The following is a 17,783-nucleotide window of genomic DNA, read 5'->3' as shown; positions in this document are numbered from 1 at the left end:
ATCGCAGCCCGGGCAAGCCACGCCGCCTGCGATCCGTCCCTGCCACCCAAGTAAGGATCGACGCGTGAGCTTGTGGTTTCTGATCTTCCTGAGCGTGCTGCAAGGCGTGACTGAGCTTTTCCCCGTCAGCAGCCTCGGTCATACCCTGCTGGTACCTGGCCTGTTCGGGCTTCATATCGACAAGCATGCGCCTCAGCTCATCCCCTTTCTTGTGGCCTTGCATCTAGGCACGGCGCTGGCGCTGCTGGGCTATTTCCGGCATCGCTGGATTGCGTTGGTCGGCGGCTTCGCGGCCACGCTTAGAGGAAAGAAGAACGACGAAGGCCATCTGATGTGGGCGTTGATCATCGGCACGATTCCCGCTTGCGTGGTGGGCCTGCTGCTGGAAAAGCGCCTGGAAGCGCTGTTCAAGGACCTGCGCATCGTCGCAGTGGCGCTCATCGCCAATGGCCTGCTGCTGTGGCTCGGTGACCGATTGGAGCGCACGCGTCAACACAAGGCGCCGGAGAAGCTCAACTTCCGCCAGGCATTTCTGATCGGGCTGGCGCAGATCGGCGCCTTGATTCCGGGCTTCTCCCGCAGCGGTCTCACCATGATCGCCGGTTCCGCCACGGGGCTGGACAAGGAAAAAGCGGCGGAGTTTTCCTTCCTGCTCGGCACACCCATCATTCTCGCTGCAGGATTGCTGGAAATTCCCAAACTCTTCAAGGCTCCTGAGCAATTGGGCGATGCCTTCCTCGGCGGCGTGCTGACCGCGATCGCGGCATGGCTCAGCCTGCGTTTCCTGATGCGCTATTTCGAAGGGCGTGGACGGCTGACGTCGTTCGGCACCTACTGCATCGTGGCGGGTGTGGTCTGTCTTGGCTGGTTCCTGTTGCATCCGCAACCAGGCTGAGCCCGTCGTCTTACCGAAGATTTGCGGTAAAACCCGCCCTCATCAAGCGCGACCGCAAGGCTTCAGATGAAAGCGTGCGAGCGAATCACTCGTCGGCTTGCACATCCATCCCAGGAAACAGCACCTCGGTAAAACCAAACTTGGTGAAGTCGGTAATGCGCGAGGGATAAAGGCGGCCGATTAGGTGATCGCATTCATGCTGTACCACGCGTGCATGGAAACCCTCTGCCGTGCGGTCGATGCGCTCGCCTTTGGGGTCGATGCCTTCGTAGCGGATGAGCGAATAGCGGTTGACCGCACCGCGCAGGCCCGGTACGGAAAGACAACCTTCCCAGCCCTCCTCCATGTCTTGTGACAAGGGGGTGATGACCGGGTTGAGCAGAATGGTCTGCGGTACCGACGGTGCATCCGGATACCGTTCGGAATGTTCGAAGCCGAAGATCACCAATTGCAGATCGACACCGATCTGCGGCGCAGCCAAACCGACGCCGCCAGCGGCGTGCATGGTTTCGAACATGTCGGCGATGAGCGCATCCAACTGGGCGCTGCCGATCATGCTTTCGGGCACCGGCGGCGCAACACGAAGCAGGCGCGGATCACCCATCTTAAGAATTTCGCGAATCATGCCAACCTCTCGCAACGCGGCCCTGGAATAGACCCTATCTCAAACGGACGTGGCGGGAAATGTCCGCTCTCCGTGAAACATTCGACATCCGCGTCTTTACCTTCCTGAGACTTCCCATGGTTCCGCAGGACAGGAAACGAAACCATCTGAGGGCAGGTTTTACTCCTGTGGGCGACGTGGCGCGAATCCAAGCCGTCCACATCGATTCACGTGATGGAAGACCCACGTGATCGTAGGAAGCGAAGCGAGACGCACGCATCAGGAAAAGCTCACGCGACGACTCGGCTGTCGCTCTGCCAACATCATCTAGACGCCCGCTCGTTTAGAAGGTCATGGCCCTCGTCATGCCTGGATGATATCTGCACGACCACGCCGTGCGAGCCATGCATCATTCACGGATAACCGTCGGTGGTCTGCGGATTCAAACATTACGCGACGTAACGCTTCAAACCTGGCCACGTCGCCCTTTCAGACCGCAGCTATTGACCCACAGCGCCGACAGGACGACCCTAGGGATCAGACAGAATCCCGCGCCAGCCGGACGGCATGGCTGGAGCACGTCCTGGGTGGGCGCATGAAGTCTTGACCCGGAGAGCTTTCATGGAAACCACAGCGGCAAGGCCTACCAGCACGCTAGGCAAGATCATCTGGGCCATCCTTGCCATCATCGGCGCAGCATGCCTGGCGGTCATCGCATTGCAACGCGGCGAGCCGATCAACGCGATCTGGCTGGTTGCCGCGGCCGTGGCGATTTTCCTGATCGGCTACCGCTTCTACGGAAAATTCATCGAGCACCGCGTGCTGCAGATGGATCCCAGCCGCGCGCCACCCTCGGTGCTGCGCAATGACGGGTTGGACTACGTACCCACCGACAAATGGGTGGTGTTCGGTCACCATTTCGCGGCCATTGCCGGCGCCGGGCCGCTCGTAGGGCCGGTGCTAGCGGCACAGATGGGCTATCTGCCCGGCACCTTGTGGATATTGTTCGGCGTGGTGCTGGGTGGTGCGGTGCAAGATTTCATGGTGTTGGGTTTGTCCGTGCGCCGCGACGCCCGATCACTCGGCCACATGCTGCGTGAAGAACTGGGTCCGCTGGCCGGCGTGGTCGCCATGTTCGGCCTGCTGGCCTTGATGATGATCGTGCTGGCCGTGCTGGCGCTGGTGGTGGTGAAGGCGCTCACGCACAGCCCATGGGGCACGTTCTCGGTGGCTTGCACGATTCCCATCGCGCTGTTGATGGGCGTGTATCTGCGCTGGCTGCGGCCGGGTCGCATCCTGGAAGTTTCGCTCATCGGCCTGGTGCTGCTGCTGGCATCCATCGCCTACGGTGCGCACGTGGCAGCGACGCCTGCACTGGCGTCGTTGTTCGATTTCGACGCCAAATCGCTGGCCTGGCTGCTGATCATCTACGGTTATATCGCCTCGGTGTTGCCGGTGTGGTTGCTGCTGGCGCCACGCGATTACCTATCCACGTTCCTGAAGATCGGCACGATCCTGCTGTTGGCGATTGCGATCATCTTCGCCGCGCCGCAAATGCAGATGCCGGCCGTGTCGCGTTTCATTGATGGCACCGGCCCGGTGTTCCAGGGGCAACTCTTCCCATTCCTGTTCATTACCATCGCATGCGGATCGGTGTCAGGCTGGCATTCGATCATCGCCTCGGGCACGACACCAAAGCTGCTTTCAAATGAAGGTGAGGCACGCATGGTCGGCTACGGTGGCATGCTGATGGAAGCATTCGTGGCGATCATGGCGTTGATCGCTGCGGCGTCACTGCATCCGGGCGTGTATTTCGCGATGAATTCACCGGCGGCGATCGTCGGCACCACGGTCGAGCACGCGGCTACCGTGATCAGCCAATGGGGTTTTGTGGTCACGCCGGACGAACTCGTACGCACCGCGCACGAAATCGGCGAAACCACGGTGCTCGGTCGCGCCGGTGGCGCGCCCACCCTGGCGGTGGGCATGGCACAACTGCTGCACAACATTCTCCCCGGCGAAGGCATGGTCGCGTTCTGGTATCACTACGCGATCCTGTTCGAAGCACTGTTCATTCTCACTACGGTGGATGCCGGCACGCGCGTGGGCCGCTTCATGATCCAGGAAATCGCCGGCCTCGTGCACGAACCCTTGAAGGGCACCGAATCATGGATCGGCAACATACTTGCCACCACGATTTGTGTGGCGCTGTGGGGTTATTTCCTGTACCAGGGCGCGGTGGATCCGCTGGGCGGTATCAACACGCTGTGGCCGTTGTTTGGTATCGCCAATCAAATGCTGGCGGCGATCGCGCTGATGCTTGCCACCGTGGTGACGGTGAAGCTCAAGCGCGAGCGCTATGCATGGGTACCGGGCATTCCCGCATTATGGTTGGTCATCTGCACGCTCACGGCCGGCTTCGAAAAGGTGATTGGCCCGATCAGCTTTACCGCTGCCGCGCAGAAGTACACACAAGCCATGCAAGAAGGCACCTTGATGGCGCCAGCCAAGAATCTGGGTGAAATGCAGCGCATCATCACCAACAATGCCGTGGACGCCACGCTCACGGCGGTGTTCATTCTGCTGGTGCTGACCATGCTTGGCTTCAGCATTTACGCCATCATCAAGGCTTTGCGCGCCAGCGCGCCAACGGCACACGAAGCACCCCGCGTAGCCTTGGCAAGCCTCGCGAGCGGGAGTATTTGACCCATGACACTGCTGAGAATCTGGCAACGATTGGTGCAGACCGCCCGGCTCAGTTGCGGCGTGCCTGACTACGAGGTCTATGTCACGCACCTGCGCACGCACCATCCAGAGCGGAAAATTCCCACCTACGCGGAGTTTTTCCGGGATCGCCAAGTCGCCCGCTACAAGGGCACGGGCGGGCGTTGCTGCTGAGAATCACGCCTTACCTGCCTTTGGTCACCCTGGAAAAAGCCGGGCCATGTCCGCATTACGACGTGGCCTTTTTATATCTCCCACCAATTACACTTTTGGCGTTGACCTGGGCCATCGATGCCAGCGGCTACTGACGCATGACCAAACCCATTTCCGAGATCGAGGCGCGACACAGTTTCGGCTTGCGCGTGATTGCCATCTACAAGGCGATCAAGACGGTGTGCCTGGTCTTCATCGCGTCCGTGGCGTTTGGCCTGCGCCGCGAGGAAAACTTCGATCACCTGATTCACCTGCTGGAAAACCTGCCGCTGCAGGACACCCACGGCCTGCGCTGGCGCCTGGTCGGTTTGCTGGAGGAAATGGGCCCGAGCAAATTCATCGCAATCGGCATCGTAGCGCTCGGCTATGCCGCTATTTTCGCCACGGAAGGCACGGGCTTGTGGCTGCGCAAACATTGGGCCGAATGGTTCACTGTGATCGCCACCGGCTCGCTGGTTCCAGTGGAAGCGTACGAGGTATTCCACAAGTTCAACTGGCTTAAAGTGGGCGCCCTGATCGGCAATATCGTGATCGTGGTGTACCTGGTCCGGATTGCCATGCAACCCCATGCACGCAAGTGAGTGTGCACGCCTGCGCGCCGGTGCTTATACCTCGTGATGTAATGCTTCGGCTGGCGGTTCACGGCGCGGTGTCAGTTCGACCAGATACATCGCAGCCAACACCAGCCCACCGCCGCACAGCATGCGCCAGGTGAGCACATCGCTGCCGAATGCGACGGCGAACGCTGCGGCAAAGACCGGCTCGGTGGTCATCACGATGGCCGCGCGCGTAGCGGGAAGATGGGCCTGCGCCCAGGTCTGCATGAGCATGGCACCAGCACCAGCGACCAGCGCCATGTACAGCACCGCCAGCCACGCACCGCGATCGGGCGGCAGCATCGGGCCGCCGTGACCGGCGGTGGCGAGCAGGCAGATGATTGCGATGGCGGCCATTTGCACGGCGGACAACCCGAAGGCTTCGTCAGCACGCGACCATTGCCCCAGCGCGACGATGTGCAAACCGTAGAGCAACGCGGAGGCGAGCGTGAGCCAAACACCTGCGTTCACCGAAAAACCATTGAGTGATAGCAGGGCCAGACCTAACGTAGCCAGGCCGACCGCCAGCCACACCGTGACCGGCGTGCGTTGGCGCAGCAGCAGCGTGGCAAGTATCGGCGTAAACACCACGTACATGCCGGTGACGAAGCCGCTGACGCTTGGTGAAATCAGCGCAAGTCCCCAGGTCTGCAGCAGTTGTCCAACACCGTACAAGACGCCCAGCATCACGCCGCGCACCAGCTGACGACGCGGCATGTGCGCCACTTGCCGATGAAACAGCGCGAACATCGCCATGGCCGCCACCACGAAACGCACGGCGAGAAAATCCGCCACGGACATGTGATCGAGCACACCCTTGATCAGCACGAAGGTGGAACCCCACACCGCCGTCATCAGCAGCAACCCGACGGTCGCCAGCACGCTCACGCGCGACGCGGCGCTCATCGCCTAGCCATCCGCAACCATTGCCCTGGAATTTTCAGCAAAAAGTGCGCCCATATGCCAAGCCATACCACGGCCGCGACATGCGGTTTGCGTGCGGCAGGATCGAACTTGTAAAACCACCGCCACATGCCTCGATGCTTGTGATAACTCACGAACACGGGACGATGCCGGCTCGATCCGCCTTTACCGTGCAGCACGCGCACATCACCGGCCAGCAGCACACGCCAGCCTCCGTCACGCACGCGACGGCACAGATCGAGATCCTCGCAATGCAGGAAATACGCTTCGTCGAAACCGTTCAACCATTCGAACACGCGCTGTGGCATCAACATGACGGCGCCGGAAACGGCTTCGGCTTCCACGACATGATCGGGAATCGTTTCCACATGCACGCCACCGTCGCGCTTGAACATGGTGGCGAGCGCGCGGCCCAGCAGCGGATCGTGACGAAGCGACGCCGGATCGGGCACACCTTGCCCATCGCATACCACCGCACCCACCAGCCCAACCTTCTCTTCTGTCGCCAATATGTCCAACAAGCGCTGCAATGCGGCCTGATCGATGAGGCAGTCCGGATTAAGGATCAAAAACGCTTTACCGCGTGCTTTAGCCGCAGCACGATTCACTGCCGGGCCAAAGCCAAGGTTGGCGTGGTTGTAGATCACATTGATGCGCGGATCACCTTCCCGTGCACGCGCAATCGCCTGCGGAATGCCGTCGGACGATGCATTGTCGATCAGCAGCACCTCCAGCGGCGTTGTGCATGCCAGCACGCTTTTGACGCAATCACGCAGGCTCGGACCGCTGTCGGCGGAAACGATGATGACACTGAGTAACGGCTGGGATGGCGAGGGAGCTGGCATGTGATTCCGATCGTACTGACTTCAACCGAAGCGAACGTCATTCCGGCGCAGGCCAGAATCCAGTTTCAACACGTTGTGCGCAGCACTCAAAAATTATCTTGTGTCCTTCGGACGGTTATTTGAACTGGATTGACCAACTTCGCTGTTGTGAAGCACCTCGGCCTGCGCCGGAATGACGGTGAGGTACTTCAGGCATCTTGAGTAATTGTGTCCTTACTCTTCGCGCTGATCCTGCCCCAACACATGCGACAACGCCGACGGCGGCTGATCGTCACTGCGGCTCAGCCAGGCTTCGTCCACATGCCAGCCGTACAGTTGCCAGCCGCGTAACCGGTATTGCACGCCGCGAGCGCGATCGTACAGCACCACGCCGCGTCGTGCCGCCATGTGCCATGCAAGCCAACCCTTCCCGGGCGCCACGGAAAACTGCGCTTCCACGTCTTTGATGAGTGCGCCGGTACCAACACGATAGTTGCCTGTGCCTAGTCTCGTGATGTCGGGCGGCAGCTCATCGTTCCCATCGCCTTCCAACGCACGCCAATGCGGCGGCGCGAGCTCGATCAAGGTGTCCGCAGGTCCAATTGGCGCAAGCGCCAGCTCGCTCCAATCCGGTGATGCCGCAGCCACGGCAGCGTTGCGCTGCGGTTTGCGATCCTGCCATGACTCCAGCAGCACCAGCAGCGAAAACCCTGCCAGCGCCGCCAACAGCGTCAACGTAAGACCGAGCTTGTGATCGTCATAGGCGCGATAACTGGCCACTAATAGACCGGCCAAGCCCCAACGCAGCGCATAGCGCAGCGTGCCGGTATAACGCTGCAGGCGTGGCACATGCGCAATCTGGATAGCCGCCATACCCAGCAACAGCGGCAAACCAACCCACCACGGCACACACGCAAGCACTACCCCGAAGGCGATGACCAGCGACCACGCCGGCCATCCGCCTCGTAAAGGGGGTGGCCTCAGCCGCACCACACCCTAGCGTTACGGAAGATGCGCATCCATGGCGAATCCTCGCCCCAGCTTTCCGGATGCCAGCTCATCTGCACCGTGCGGAACACGCGCTCCGGATGCGGCATGAGGATCGTCACACGCCCATCCGCGGCGGTGAAGCCCGCAAGACCACCGGGCGAACCGTTGGGATTGAGCGGGTAATGATCGGTGGGCTTGCCGCGGTTGTCCACGAAACGGACCGCACTGCCTGCTTTGGCAGGGCTGCACGATTGCGGGAAGTTCACCCGACCTTCGCCATGTGCAACCACCACGGGAATGCGCGAGCCGGTCATACCTTTGAAGAAGATGCTGGGCGATTCCAGTACTTCGAGCGTGGCAAGGCGCGCTTCGTATTGCTCGGATGCGTTGCGCAGGAACTTCGGCCAGTGCTGCGCACCGGGAATGATGTCCTTGAGCTGGCTCATCATCTGGCAACCGTTGCACACGCCAAGTGCAAACTTGCTCGAATCGGCAAAGAAAGCACCGAACTGCGCACGCAACATGTCGTTGTAGAGAATCGATGCCGCCCAGCCGCGACCGGCGCCGAGCACGTCGCCGAAGGAAAATCCACCGCATGCGGCAAAGCCACGGAAGTCATCGAGCGTAATGCGGCCGGCGGCGAGATCGGACATGTGCACGTCCACCGCGTCGAAGCCGGCACGTGTGAACGCTGCCGCCATTTCGACCTGGCCGTTTACACCTTGCTCGCGCAGGATCGCCACGCGTGGGCGCGCGCCCCTGCTGGTATACGGCGCCGCGACGTCTTCGGCCGGATTGAAGGTGAGCTTGGGGCTGATGCCCGCATCGGCATCATCAATGCGCCATTCAAGTTCCGCATCCGCGCTGAGCGGGTTGTCGCGCAGGCGCTGCATCGCGTAGCTGGTTTCGTTCCAAGCCTTGAACAACTGCGTCCAGTTCCATTTGAACAAGGTATCGCCGGCGAGGAACACCTTGATGCCGAGCTTTTCCTTCGGACGGCCGATGCGATTGCTCATGCCGGCCAGGCCGTGCTTGATCAGCAGCGCCTCGAAGGCCTCGCGATTGGCGGAAGCCACTTGCAGCACGGCGCCGAGTTCTTCATTGAACAGCGCGCGCAGCGCCGCTTCGCCCCATCCATCGAGCGTGATTTCCAAGCCGCAATGACCGGCGAAAGCCATTTCCAGCAGGGTGATGATCACCCCACCGTCGGAGCGGTCGTGATAGGCCAGCAGCAGGCCTTCGCGATTAGCTTCCTGCACCAGCGCGAAGAGCGCCTTCAGGCGCTTGGCGTCGTCCAGATCGGGCGGTACGCCGCCACCACGATTGAACACTTGCGTGAGCGCAGAGCCACCAAGACGCGCGCGGCCACCACCGAGATCGATCAGCCACACATCGGAATCACCGCGATCGAGCTTGAGCTGGGGCGTAAGCGTGCGCCGCACGTCGCCTACGCGCGCAAAACCCGTGATCACCAGCGATACCGGCGCAACCGTGCGCTGGGATGTATCGCCGTCGCTCCACACGGTTTGCATGGAGAGCGAATCCTTGCCGACTGGAATGGCGATATCGAGCTCGGGACACAGCTCCATGCCCACGGCCTTGACGGCATCGAACAAGGCAGCGTCTTCGCCAGGATGATTGACCGCCGCCATCCAGTTGGCGGAGAGGCGTATTTCGCCCAGCTCCTCGATCGGTGCAGCGGCGAGGTTGGTAATGGCCTCGCCCACCGCAAGGCGTGCAGCGTTGGCGCTGCTCAGCAACGCCACCGGCGCGCGCTCGGCCATCGCCATCGCTTCGCCTTGATAGCCTTCGAAATCCATCAATGTCACCGCGCAATCGCCCACCGGCACTTGCCACGGCCCCACCATCGGGTCACGCGTGCACAAGCCGCCGACCGTGCGATCGCCAATGGTGATCAGAAAGCTCTTGCTGCCCACGGTAGGCAGGCGCAGCACGCGCATCAGCGCTTCATCCATGCCGATGCCGCTGAGATCCGGGATCACATCGACGCGCGTCTTGATGTGGTTGGTATCGCGATGCATGCGCGGCGGCTTGCCGAACAGCACGTCCATCGGCAAATCGATCACGGTGAGGTTGCGGCGCGGATCGGTCACGCGCAGCACACGCTCTTGCGTAGCAGTGCCGACGACGGCATAGGGGCAGCGTTCGCGCACGCAAGAGGCTTCCAATTGCGGCAGGTGTTCTTGCGCAATGGCCAGCACGTAGCGTTCCTGCGATTCGTTGCTCCACACCTGCATGGGCGACAGCGATGGATCGTCGCATGGCACTTTTGACAGATCGATCTCGCCGCCCACGCCAGCGTCGTTGAGCAATTCGGGAATGGCGTTGGAAAGGCCACCGGCGCCCACGTCATGCACGCTGACGATGGGATTGTGTTCGCCCAGCGACCAGCACGCGTCGATCACTTGTTGGCAGCGGCGTTCCATTTCCGCGTTGTCACGCTGCACGGAGGCAAAATCGAGTTCCGCGCTGGATGCACCCGATGCCATCGACGACGCTGCACCGCCACCCAGGCCGATCAGCATCGCCGGGCCACCCAGCACGATCACCGCATGACCCGGCTGCACATCGCGCTTTTGCACGTGTTCGCTGCGCATGTTGGCCAGGCCGCCAGCGATCATGATCGGTTTGTCATAGCCGCGCCGCAAGCCGGCTTCGCCGGTTTCGTGTTCGTAGGTCCGGAAATAGCCGCCCAGACACGGACGGCCAAATTCGTTGTTGAAGGCGGCCGCGCCGAGCGGGCCATCACGCATGATCTCAAACGCAGTGGCCATACGTGGCGGCAGCGGACGTTCAATTTCCCACGGCTGAGCATGACCGGGAATGCGCAGGTCCGACACGGAGAAACCGGTCAGGCCGGCCTTGGGCTTGGCGCCGCGTCCGGTTGCACCTTCGTCGCGAATTTCGCCACCGGCACCGGTCGCCGCGCCAGGCCAGGGTGCAATTGCGGTGGGATGGTTATGCGTTTCCACCTTGATCGCGTATTCGATCTGTTCTTCGTTTGCGCGCCACACGCCATCGGTGCCGCAAACGAAACGCTTGCCCACCAGACCCTCGATCACGGCGGCGTTGTCTTTGTACGCAGAGAGTGTGTAGGCAGGCGAACGCTGGTGCGTGTTCTTGATCATGCCAAACAGGCTTTTCTCCTGCGGCTGGCCGTCCAGCGTCCAGCTGGCATTGAACACTTTGTGACGGCAGTGCTCGGAATTGGCTTGCGCAAACATGAAAAGTTCGGCGTCGGTAGGATCGCGGCCAAGTTCGGCATAGCGCTCAGCGAGGTAATCGATCTCGTCCTCGGCCAGCGCCAGACCCAATTCGGTGTTGGCGCGCGTCAATGCGGCGTGCGGGTCGGAACCGAGCTGGATATGAACCAGGTCGCCCGGCTGACCGGCCAGGAACAAGCCCTGTGCGTTTTCCAGGCGTGTGAGCACCGACTGCGTCATCGCATCGTGCAGCACCGCGAGCAGGTCGCGGTAGTTCGCATCGTCGATCGATGGCAGGCCGCTTACCTGATAAGCGGTGCCGCGCTCGACCCGACGGACGTCGAAGCCGCAGTCGTGCAGGATGTCCGTGGCCTTGCTCGACCAGGGCGAAATGGTGCCCAGGCGTGGCACGACCCAGAGCGAGGCCATTTCCGGCTTCCCGTCCCTGGCCTCCAAGGCTTCCAGCAAGCGCTTGCGCTGCTCGCCCTCGGGCTCGGTGGCGGCGTCGATGAAATAGACAAACCAGCACGCCTGCACCCGCACGCCACGATGCAGGGCATCCAGGCGAGCGTTGAGACGTTCCAGGCGAAAAGGCGAGAGGGCGCTCTGCCCGTCGAGTGCGATCATTGCGGGGGAAAAGGCGCTAAGCGATGGATCGGCTTATTGTACCCGAGCGGGGCAACCCCTGCCCTCTCTGTGAAGGATCCCGGCGCCCAGCGCGCTCCTAGGACCTGATTGGTCGTATCCCAGCCGGCGAATGATCACTCCCCTGCCTAAAGCGGGTAGGTGGTCATCGAGCCGAGAGCGAGCTTCGCTCGCGTCCCCTTCTCGCTCGTAGGGGAAGGGGTTGACATTCCACGCGGCTAAAGCTGATCGCGCACGCGCATGAATCGCGCGAACCGCGGCTTGCCGCCGGACGTCGTGCCCTGAAAGCGGAACGTGACCATGCTGCCAACGGCCGGAGGATGGCGACGCACCTCATCCGAAAACCCGGTGCCAATACGAAAACGCGTGCCATCTGGCAATTCCACCAGCAGCGCGCCCATCATGCCGTCGTACTTGCCCTTGCCAGGCACATGGCCGACCACCCGGGCTTCGGCGTCATCGAACGGCTTGAATTTCAGCAGATCGCCCGTGCGCCCGGCATGGTAAAGCGAGCTGCCCCGATGCAACGCCAGGCCTTCGCCACCGCCCTGCGCCACGTCGTCGAGACGATGCTTGAGTTCGGCTTCATTGGCGACCTTGAACTGGGCGACGGCCTGCACCCACGGAAGGCCGAGCTGGGTAACGAGCGCTTCAAGCGCGGGAAGGCGCTGATCGAAGGTGCCGGGTTGCCCGGGTACATCGAACACCATGTAATGGATATGGCGCCATGCGTCGTTATCGGCGAGTTCCTGACGAACCGTGCCAGATGCCCGTTCGAACTGACCGCGCCCCGCCCACAGCTCGCCGTCCATCGGGGTTTTCGGCCAGTTCGCGGTAAACCATGCGGGCGCGGCGATGATCGCACCGGTGCGCGTGCGCAAGTGCTCGCCATCCCAATAGCCTCGCACGCCGTCGTATTTTTCACTGACCCAGTAATCGCCAAGCGCAACGCCCGAGTGATACGGATTGGCCAGCATGACCGGTGAAGGATCCGCCGCCGCATACACCGGCTGCGCCACCGCAAGCCCAAGCAGAGCTACCCCGATTAACGACGGCAAGACGCGCAGCGCGCGTGCGGATGCTGTTGATTTGCACATGACACGTCCTTGTGAGCGAACCTGTTTCCATGACCGCCTCGCGTACCACGCTGAGGCGGCGACCGGTTCGCATTGTCCTAACACATTGCGTGCGGATCGAGAGGTCAACCTCCCTTCGCGGAGTGCTCCTGCGCCGCTTGCAGCAATTCCGGCGGCGCAAGGTAGCCGCCGATAAGCGTGCCGTCTTCGGCGTAGATCGCCGGGGTGCCGGTTACGCCCAGGCGCAGGCCAAGATCAAATTCATCCTTGACGGGATTTTTGCAGTCGACCGACTTGGGTGCGCGACCTTGCTTGGCTTGGGTGAAGGCATCATTACGATCGGCGGCGCACCAGACGGCCACCATTTCTTTGTACGTCTCGGTGGGTTTACCGTCATCACCGGTGACGCCGGAGCGCGGCCATGCCAGATATTGCACGGCAATCCCTTCTTTATTGATGGCCTTGATCTGTTCATGCAGCACGCGGCAATACGGACACGTGACATCGGTAAAAACTGTCACCGTGTATTTGGGATGCTCAGGCGCGAACACGATGCGATCCGACACCGGCACCTTGGCCAACTCGGTTTTGCGGTAAGCCGCCCACGCGTCATCGGTGAGGCTCTCGCCCTTGCTGGCATCGATCAAGTCGCCGTTGAGCACGTACTTGCCGTCGCCGCTGATATAGACCAGATGACCGGAGGCGATCACCTGATAGAAACCAGGCAATGGCGCGGGCGTGATCTGATCGATGTGCGCCTTGGGCACGAGGCGCAGCAGCGTCTGGCGCACAATATTTTCGGGGGTATTGGCGGCTGGCGGGGGCGTCGAAATGGCGACCGAGGACGCCATTGCCGCGCCCAGGTGCAGCGCCAGCGCACCGGTGCAGAGCAACAGCCAGAACTTCTTGGACATACAACCTCTTCGCGACGCTATCGACGTGAGTGAAACGAGCCGAGTATGGCATATCGATGGTACGGCACCGTGGGAATCACCTGTCGGACAAGCTCTACACGTGATCCATTTCATGCTACGCCGCTAACCGCGTGGATGATGTTGAGCGTGTAGCCGTTTCAAGCCTTCCTTCGCCACCAGCGTATAAATTTGCGTGGTGCTCAATGCGCTGTGTCCCAGCAACATCTGCAGGGCGCGCAGGTCTGCCCCGTGATTGAGCAGATGCGTCGCGAAGGAGTGCCGCAGGACATGCGGCGAAATGCGCTTGCCATTGATGCCCACCGACACGGCGTGACGCTTGACCAGGGTCCAGAACATTTGCCGCGTCATGCCCTCGCCGCGTTTGCTCAAGAACAGCGCCTGCGGCTGCCTACCCTTGGCAAGTACAGGACGGGCCTGTTGCAGATAGGACTGGATGTATTCCAGCGCCACTTCGCCCACGGGCACCAGCCGGTCCTTGCCGCCTTTACCGGTCACGCGCAGCACGCCCTGGCGGGTGTTGAGTGCCGTCAGCGGCAGCTCAACCAGTTCGGACACGCGCAGGCCCGAGGCATACATGAGCTCCAGCATGGCGCGATCGCGCAGCCCCAGCGTGGAGGAAACATCCGGCGCATGCAGCAGCCCCTCTATCTCCCGTTCGGCCAACGCCTTGGGCAGGCTACGCGGTGTTTTCGGACGCTCGATCAGCAAGGTGGGGTCTTCGAAGCCCGGTTCGTTGCGCGCGACGGAGGCGTAGTAGCGGCGAAACACCGATTGGCGACGCGCCATCGAACGCACAGCCACCGGCTGTGATCCGTGAAACGCCGACAAATCTTCGCGCCGCGCTGTGCGCAGGCGCCGCCCCCGGGCCGCCAGCCAGCGGGCAAGGATTTCCAGGTCGCGCCGATAGGCTTCGAGTGTACGCTCGGCCAAGCCGTCCTCTGACCAGACGCGTTCAATAAAGGCTTCGATATCCTGGCCGTCGGCCTCGGTCATGGCGACGGGTTCTTTACGCGCGCTCTGCTTCATGTGCACGATGCTGCGTGTTGTGCGAACGCGGCGCAAGCTCGACACCCTTTACGCCGGACGCGACAGCACTCCACGCTGACTGAGCAGACCCATGACGCAAACGGCCACGTTCGAACTCACCTGCCCGCTCTGGAAGCGCTTGTTCGCGCTGCTGTACGACATCGTCGCGGTGCTGGCCATCGTGATGGTGGTCGGGTTGATCTGCCAATTGGCGACGCGCGGCATGCTCATCACGCGTTTGGGACACGTGCATATCGCATGGTGGTACCAGCCGCTGCAGGGGCTGGTGGTGGCGGGTTATTTCCTGATTTCGTGGCTACGCGGCGGCCAGACGCTGGGGATGCGGCCGTGGCGCATCCGCGTAGCCGCCATCGACGGTGGACCGCTCACGCTCCGGCAGGCCCTGCTTCGCGTGATTGCAGGCAGTCTACCCCTGCTGCTGCTGCTGCTTGCGCCCACGTTCGGACTGCCCGTTGCGCTTTGGAGCGTGGCGGCGGCCTGGTTCGTATGGTTTGGCGTGGCGCTATTGGATCGGCGCCGGCGCGCAGTCCACGATTGGGTGGCGGGTTCAGAGGTGCGCCGGACCGGCTGAATGCGACGTCGCCCGATGCATGAGACAGCCCGGTTTCGGGCTAACTACGTAAGTGTCTGATATTCGAGGTGATTGGGTCGTTCTGCAACGCAGCATCAGGGTGCGTAACGAGTTATCATATGACTTTAGCCGCCCGGTCCCATTTCCCCATGCTTTATCAGTTTCATGAATGGCAGCGCGCCTTTCTTGGCCCCTTGAGCCACTACGCCGAAGCCAGCGCCCGCATGCTCACCGACCCCAGCAGCCCTCTGGCCCAGTTGCCGGGCGCGCAGCGCATGGCGGCGGGGTATGAGCTGATCCATCGCCTGGGCAAGGATTACGAAAAGCCCTCTTTCGACATCCACAGCATCACCAACCCGCAGGGCAAGCAGGTCGCGATCATCGAGCGCATCGACCTGGAAACGCCGTTCTGCCAGCTTCGTCGCTTCAAGCGCTTCAGTGACGATCCGGAGCTGATCGAGAAAATGAAAGCCGAGCCGGTGGTATTGGTGGTGGCGCCGCTTTCGGGGCACCACTCCACCCTGCTGCGCGACACCGTACGCGCGCTGCTGCTCGATCACAAGGTGTACATCACCGACTGGACCGACGCGCGCATGATTCCGGCGTCCGCCGGGCCGTTCCACCTGGATGACTACGTGGCGACGATCGAGCAATTCATCCGCCACATCGGCGCTGAATCGTTGCATGTGATTTCGGTATGTCAGCCCACGGTGCCGGTACTGGCCGCCATTTCCCTGATGGCCGCGCGCGGCGAACCCACACCGCGCAGCATGACGATGATGGGTGGTCCGATCGATCCGCGCCGCAGCCCCACCAGCGTCAACAACCTGGCGATGCAGCAGCCGCTGAGCTGGTTCAAAGGCAACGTGATCCACACGGTACCGGTGAACTATCCCGGGCACGGCCGCGAGGTGTATCCGGGCTTTCTGCAGCACGCCGGCTTCGTGGCGATGAACCCTGGCCGTCACCTGAGCTCACACTGGGATTTTTATCTCAACCTGCTGCGCGGCGACCTGGAAGACGCCCAGGCGCATCGCAAGTTCTACGATGAATACAACGCTGTGCTCGACATGCCGGCGGAGTATTACCTGGACACCATCAACACCGTGTTCCAGCAATTCCTGCTGCCGCGTGGACTGTGGGAAGTCAACGGCGAACGCGTGGACCCTAGCGCGATCAAACGCACGAGCCTGCTCACCATCGAGGGTGAGCTGGACGATATTTCCGGTATTGGCCAGACAGAAGCCGCGCACGATCTGTGCACCGGCATTCCCTCGTCGCGTCGCGCGCACCGGATGATCGAAGGTGCCGGCCACTACGGTATTTTCAGTGGGCGTCGTTGGCGCGAGATCGTCTATCCGCAGATCCGTGATTTTATTCGTCGTTCGGATATGACGCTGGTGTCGACCAAGCGCGCCTGATCTGTGGGCTGGCCGTAGCCGTCATTCCCGCGAAAGCAGGAGTGACGGCAAAAAACTGAGCGATTAGCGTTCAAAGAATGATCTGAACGAATCAAGCACGCGTTCCACGCCCGCATCATCCACATCCAGATGCGTCACCAACCGCAGCGTGGGCAAATAGCCGATGCTGATGCGTATCGACGCCGCGCGCAGGTGCGCATCCAGTTCGCGCAACCGTTCGGCCGGTACGTCAACAAACACCATGTTGGTGTACTGTCCCAGCAGTTTGACGCCAGGCATATCACGCAAGCCATCGGCAAGACGCACCGCACGCGCGTGATCGTCCGCCAGCCGCGCAACATGGTGATCGAGCGCATGCATGCACGCTGCGGCAAGCATGCCGGCCTGACGCCAGCCGCCACCCGCTACTTTGCGCCAACGCCGCGCCTTGTCGATCAACGCTGCCGAACCCACCAGCACCGAACCCACCGGGGCACCAAGTCCTTTCGACAAACAGACCGAAACGCTGTCGAAATGGCTTGTGATCTCGCGCGCCGCGACATTGCACGCAATGGCTGCGTTGTAGAGCCGCGCGCCATCCAGATGCAGGGACAAGGTGCGTTCACGCGTGAAATCGTGCGCGGCCTGCAGATAATCGAGCGGCAACACACGACCGTGCCAGGTGTTCTCCAACGTCAACAGGCGCGTGCGTGCGAAATGGGGATCGACCGGCTTGATCGCGGCGGCGACCTTCTCCAACGACAGGGTGCCGTCGCTATCGTGAGGAATCGGCTGCGGCTGGATGGAACCGAGCACCGCCGCGCCGCCGCCTTCGAATTTATAGGTATGGGCATCCGCGCCAACGATGTACTCGTCCCCGCGTTCGCAATGCGACATCAGCGCCAGCAGGTTCGATTGCGTGCCCGATGGTACGAACAATCCCGCTTCGAACCCCAGATCGTCGGCAAGCCGCTGCTGCAGCGTGTTGACGGTCGGGTCTTCGCCGTAGACGTCGTCGCCGACCTCAGCGTTGAGCATCGCCTCGCGCATGGCGCGCGTGGGCTTGGTGACGGTATCGCTGCGCAGATCGACCCAGTCCATGAGGTACCTCTTTA

At 61.8% G+C, this 17,783-nt stretch carries 15 protein-coding genes; 6 read left to right on the top strand and 9 right to left on the bottom strand.

Going from position 1 to position 17,783, the window contains the following annotated elements; genetic code table 11:
* Positions 1 to 64: 64 nt before the first annotated feature.
* Positions 65 to 895, top strand: a complete 831-nt coding sequence (locus DWU98_RS07675) for an undecaprenyl-diphosphate phosphatase (RefSeq protein ID WP_115494942.1) — start codon at positions 65 to 67, stop codon at positions 893 to 895.
* Between the two features lie 85 nt (positions 896 to 980).
* Here DWU98_RS07675 and def read toward each other — a convergent pair whose 3' ends face one another.
* Positions 981 to 1,520, bottom strand: coding sequence for a peptide deformylase (gene def, locus DWU98_RS07670; RefSeq protein WP_115494941.1), 540 nt, complete (start codon positions 1,518 to 1,520; stop codon positions 981 to 983).
* A gap of 600 nt (positions 1,521 to 2,120) precedes the next feature.
* Between def and DWU98_RS07665 the strand changes: the two genes are divergently transcribed.
* From DWU98_RS07665 to DWU98_RS07655, 3 genes are all read left to right on the top strand, one after another.
* Positions 2,121 to 4,205, top strand: a complete 2,085-nt coding sequence (locus DWU98_RS07665) for a carbon starvation CstA family protein (RefSeq protein WP_115494940.1) — start codon at positions 2,121 to 2,123, stop codon at positions 4,203 to 4,205.
* Positions 4,206 to 4,208: 3 nt separating this feature from the next.
* Entirely contained in the window at positions 4,209 to 4,397 is a 189-nt protein-coding gene (locus tag DWU98_RS07660; protein WP_115494939.1) for a YbdD/YjiX family protein, read from the top strand.
* A 137-nt stretch (positions 4,398 to 4,534) separates the two neighbouring features.
* The gene (locus DWU98_RS07655) at positions 4,535 to 5,017 is read left to right on the top strand and encodes a DUF2127 domain-containing protein (protein ID WP_115494938.1); all 483 of its coding nucleotides are present in this window, start codon (positions 4,535 to 4,537) and stop codon (positions 5,015 to 5,017) included.
* A 24-nt stretch (positions 5,018 to 5,041) separates the two neighbouring features.
* Here DWU98_RS07655 and DWU98_RS07650 read toward each other — a convergent pair whose 3' ends face one another.
* The 7 genes from DWU98_RS07650 to xerD all read right to left on the bottom strand — a co-directional run bounded on the left by DWU98_RS07650 (position 5,042) and on the right by xerD (position 14,676).
* Positions 5,042 to 5,938 (bottom strand): DMT family transporter, encoded by an 897-nt coding sequence (locus DWU98_RS07650; RefSeq protein ID WP_115494937.1) that lies wholly within the window; start codon positions 5,936 to 5,938, stop codon positions 5,042 to 5,044.
* A complete protein-coding gene (locus tag DWU98_RS07645) occupies positions 5,935 to 6,801 on the bottom strand; it encodes a glycosyltransferase family 2 protein (RefSeq protein WP_115494936.1) in 867 nt (288 codons plus the stop codon). The genes DWU98_RS07650 and DWU98_RS07645 overlap by 4 nt, the downstream gene beginning before the upstream one ends.
* Before the next feature lie 213 nt (positions 6,802 to 7,014).
* A complete protein-coding gene (locus DWU98_RS07640; protein WP_147293253.1) occupies positions 7,015 to 7,671 on the bottom strand; it encodes a hypothetical protein in 657 nt (218 codons plus the stop codon).
* A gap of 89 nt (positions 7,672 to 7,760) precedes the next feature.
* Complete coding sequence (gene purL / locus DWU98_RS07635; RefSeq protein WP_115494934.1) at positions 7,761 to 11,621, bottom strand: phosphoribosylformylglycinamidine synthase; 3,861 nt, start codon at positions 11,619 to 11,621, stop codon at positions 7,761 to 7,763.
* A gap of 236 nt (positions 11,622 to 11,857) precedes the next feature.
* Positions 11,858 to 12,736: a DNA ligase gene (locus DWU98_RS07630; RefSeq protein WP_115494933.1), complete on the bottom strand. Its 879-nt coding sequence runs from the start codon at positions 12,734 to 12,736 to the stop codon at positions 11,858 to 11,860.
* A gap of 104 nt (positions 12,737 to 12,840) precedes the next feature.
* On the bottom strand, positions 12,841 to 13,629 hold the full coding sequence (locus tag DWU98_RS07625; RefSeq protein ID WP_115494932.1) for a thioredoxin fold domain-containing protein: 789 nt from the start codon (positions 13,627 to 13,629) through the stop codon (positions 12,841 to 12,843).
* Between the two features lie 123 nt (positions 13,630 to 13,752).
* Positions 13,753 to 14,676, bottom strand: coding sequence for a site-specific tyrosine recombinase XerD (xerD, locus tag DWU98_RS07620; protein WP_115494931.1), 924 nt, complete (start codon positions 14,674 to 14,676; stop codon positions 13,753 to 13,755).
* Positions 14,677 to 14,767: 91 nt separating this feature from the next.
* Between xerD and DWU98_RS07615 the strand changes: the two genes are divergently transcribed.
* Positions 14,768 to 15,268, top strand: a complete 501-nt coding sequence (locus tag DWU98_RS07615) for an RDD family protein (RefSeq protein WP_115494930.1) — start codon at positions 14,768 to 14,770, stop codon at positions 15,266 to 15,268.
* A 149-nt stretch (positions 15,269 to 15,417) separates the two neighbouring features.
* Entirely contained in the window at positions 15,418 to 16,689 is a 1,272-nt protein-coding gene (locus tag DWU98_RS07610; RefSeq protein WP_115494929.1) for a polyhydroxyalkanoate depolymerase, read from the top strand.
* Between the two features lie 63 nt (positions 16,690 to 16,752).
* On the opposite strand, the gene ltaE is transcribed toward DWU98_RS07610, so the two are convergent.
* Complete coding sequence (ltaE, locus tag DWU98_RS07605; protein WP_115494928.1) at positions 16,753 to 17,769, bottom strand: low-specificity L-threonine aldolase; 1,017 nt, start codon at positions 17,767 to 17,769, stop codon at positions 16,753 to 16,755.
* Positions 17,770 to 17,783: the final 14 nt, after the last annotated feature.

The organism is Dyella monticola (assembly GCF_003363155.1).
Lineage (GTDB): Bacteria > Pseudomonadota > Gammaproteobacteria > Xanthomonadales > Rhodanobacteraceae > Dyella_B > Dyella_B monticola.
This window is presented reverse-complemented; position numbering and strand designations above follow the sequence as displayed.

What these genes read in the sequence shown, in the direction of transcription:
- def (WP_115494941.1), bottom strand. Translation starts at nt 1,520, where the DNA reads ATGATTCGCGAAATTCTTAAGATGGGTGATCCGCGCCTGCTTCGTGTT.
- DWU98_RS07665 (WP_115494940.1), top strand. Translation starts at nt 2,121, where the DNA reads ATGGAAACCACAGCGGCAAGGCCTACCAGCACGCTAGGCAAGATCATC.
- DWU98_RS07660 (WP_115494939.1), top strand. Translation starts at nt 4,209, where the DNA reads ATGACACTGCTGAGAATCTGGCAACGATTGGTGCAGACCGCCCGGCTC.
- DWU98_RS07655 (WP_115494938.1), top strand. Translation starts at nt 4,535, where the DNA reads ATGACCAAACCCATTTCCGAGATCGAGGCGCGACACAGTTTCGGCTTG.
- DWU98_RS07650 (WP_115494937.1), bottom strand. Translation starts at nt 5,938, where the DNA reads ATGAGCGCCGCGTCGCGCGTGAGCGTGCTGGCGACCGTCGGGTTGCTG.
- DWU98_RS07645 (WP_115494936.1), bottom strand. Translation starts at nt 6,801, where the DNA reads ATGCCAGCTCCCTCGCCATCCCAGCCGTTACTCAGTGTCATCATCGTT.
- purL (WP_115494934.1), bottom strand. Translation starts at nt 11,621, where the DNA reads ATGATCGCACTCGACGGGCAGAGCGCCCTCTCGCCTTTTCGCCTGGAA.
- DWU98_RS07630 (WP_115494933.1), bottom strand. Translation starts at nt 12,736, where the DNA reads ATGTGCAAATCAACAGCATCCGCACGCGCGCTGCGCGTCTTGCCGTCG.
- DWU98_RS07625 (WP_115494932.1), bottom strand. Translation starts at nt 13,629, where the DNA reads ATGTCCAAGAAGTTCTGGCTGTTGCTCTGCACCGGTGCGCTGGCGCTG.
- xerD (WP_115494931.1), bottom strand. Translation starts at nt 14,676, where the DNA reads ATGAAGCAGAGCGCGCGTAAAGAACCCGTCGCCATGACCGAGGCCGAC.
- DWU98_RS07615 (WP_115494930.1), top strand. Translation starts at nt 14,768, where the DNA reads ATGACGCAAACGGCCACGTTCGAACTCACCTGCCCGCTCTGGAAGCGC.
- DWU98_RS07610 (WP_115494929.1), top strand. Translation starts at nt 15,418, where the DNA reads ATGCTTTATCAGTTTCATGAATGGCAGCGCGCCTTTCTTGGCCCCTTG.
- ltaE (WP_115494928.1), bottom strand. Translation starts at nt 17,769, where the DNA reads ATGGACTGGGTCGATCTGCGCAGCGATACCGTCACCAAGCCCACGCGC.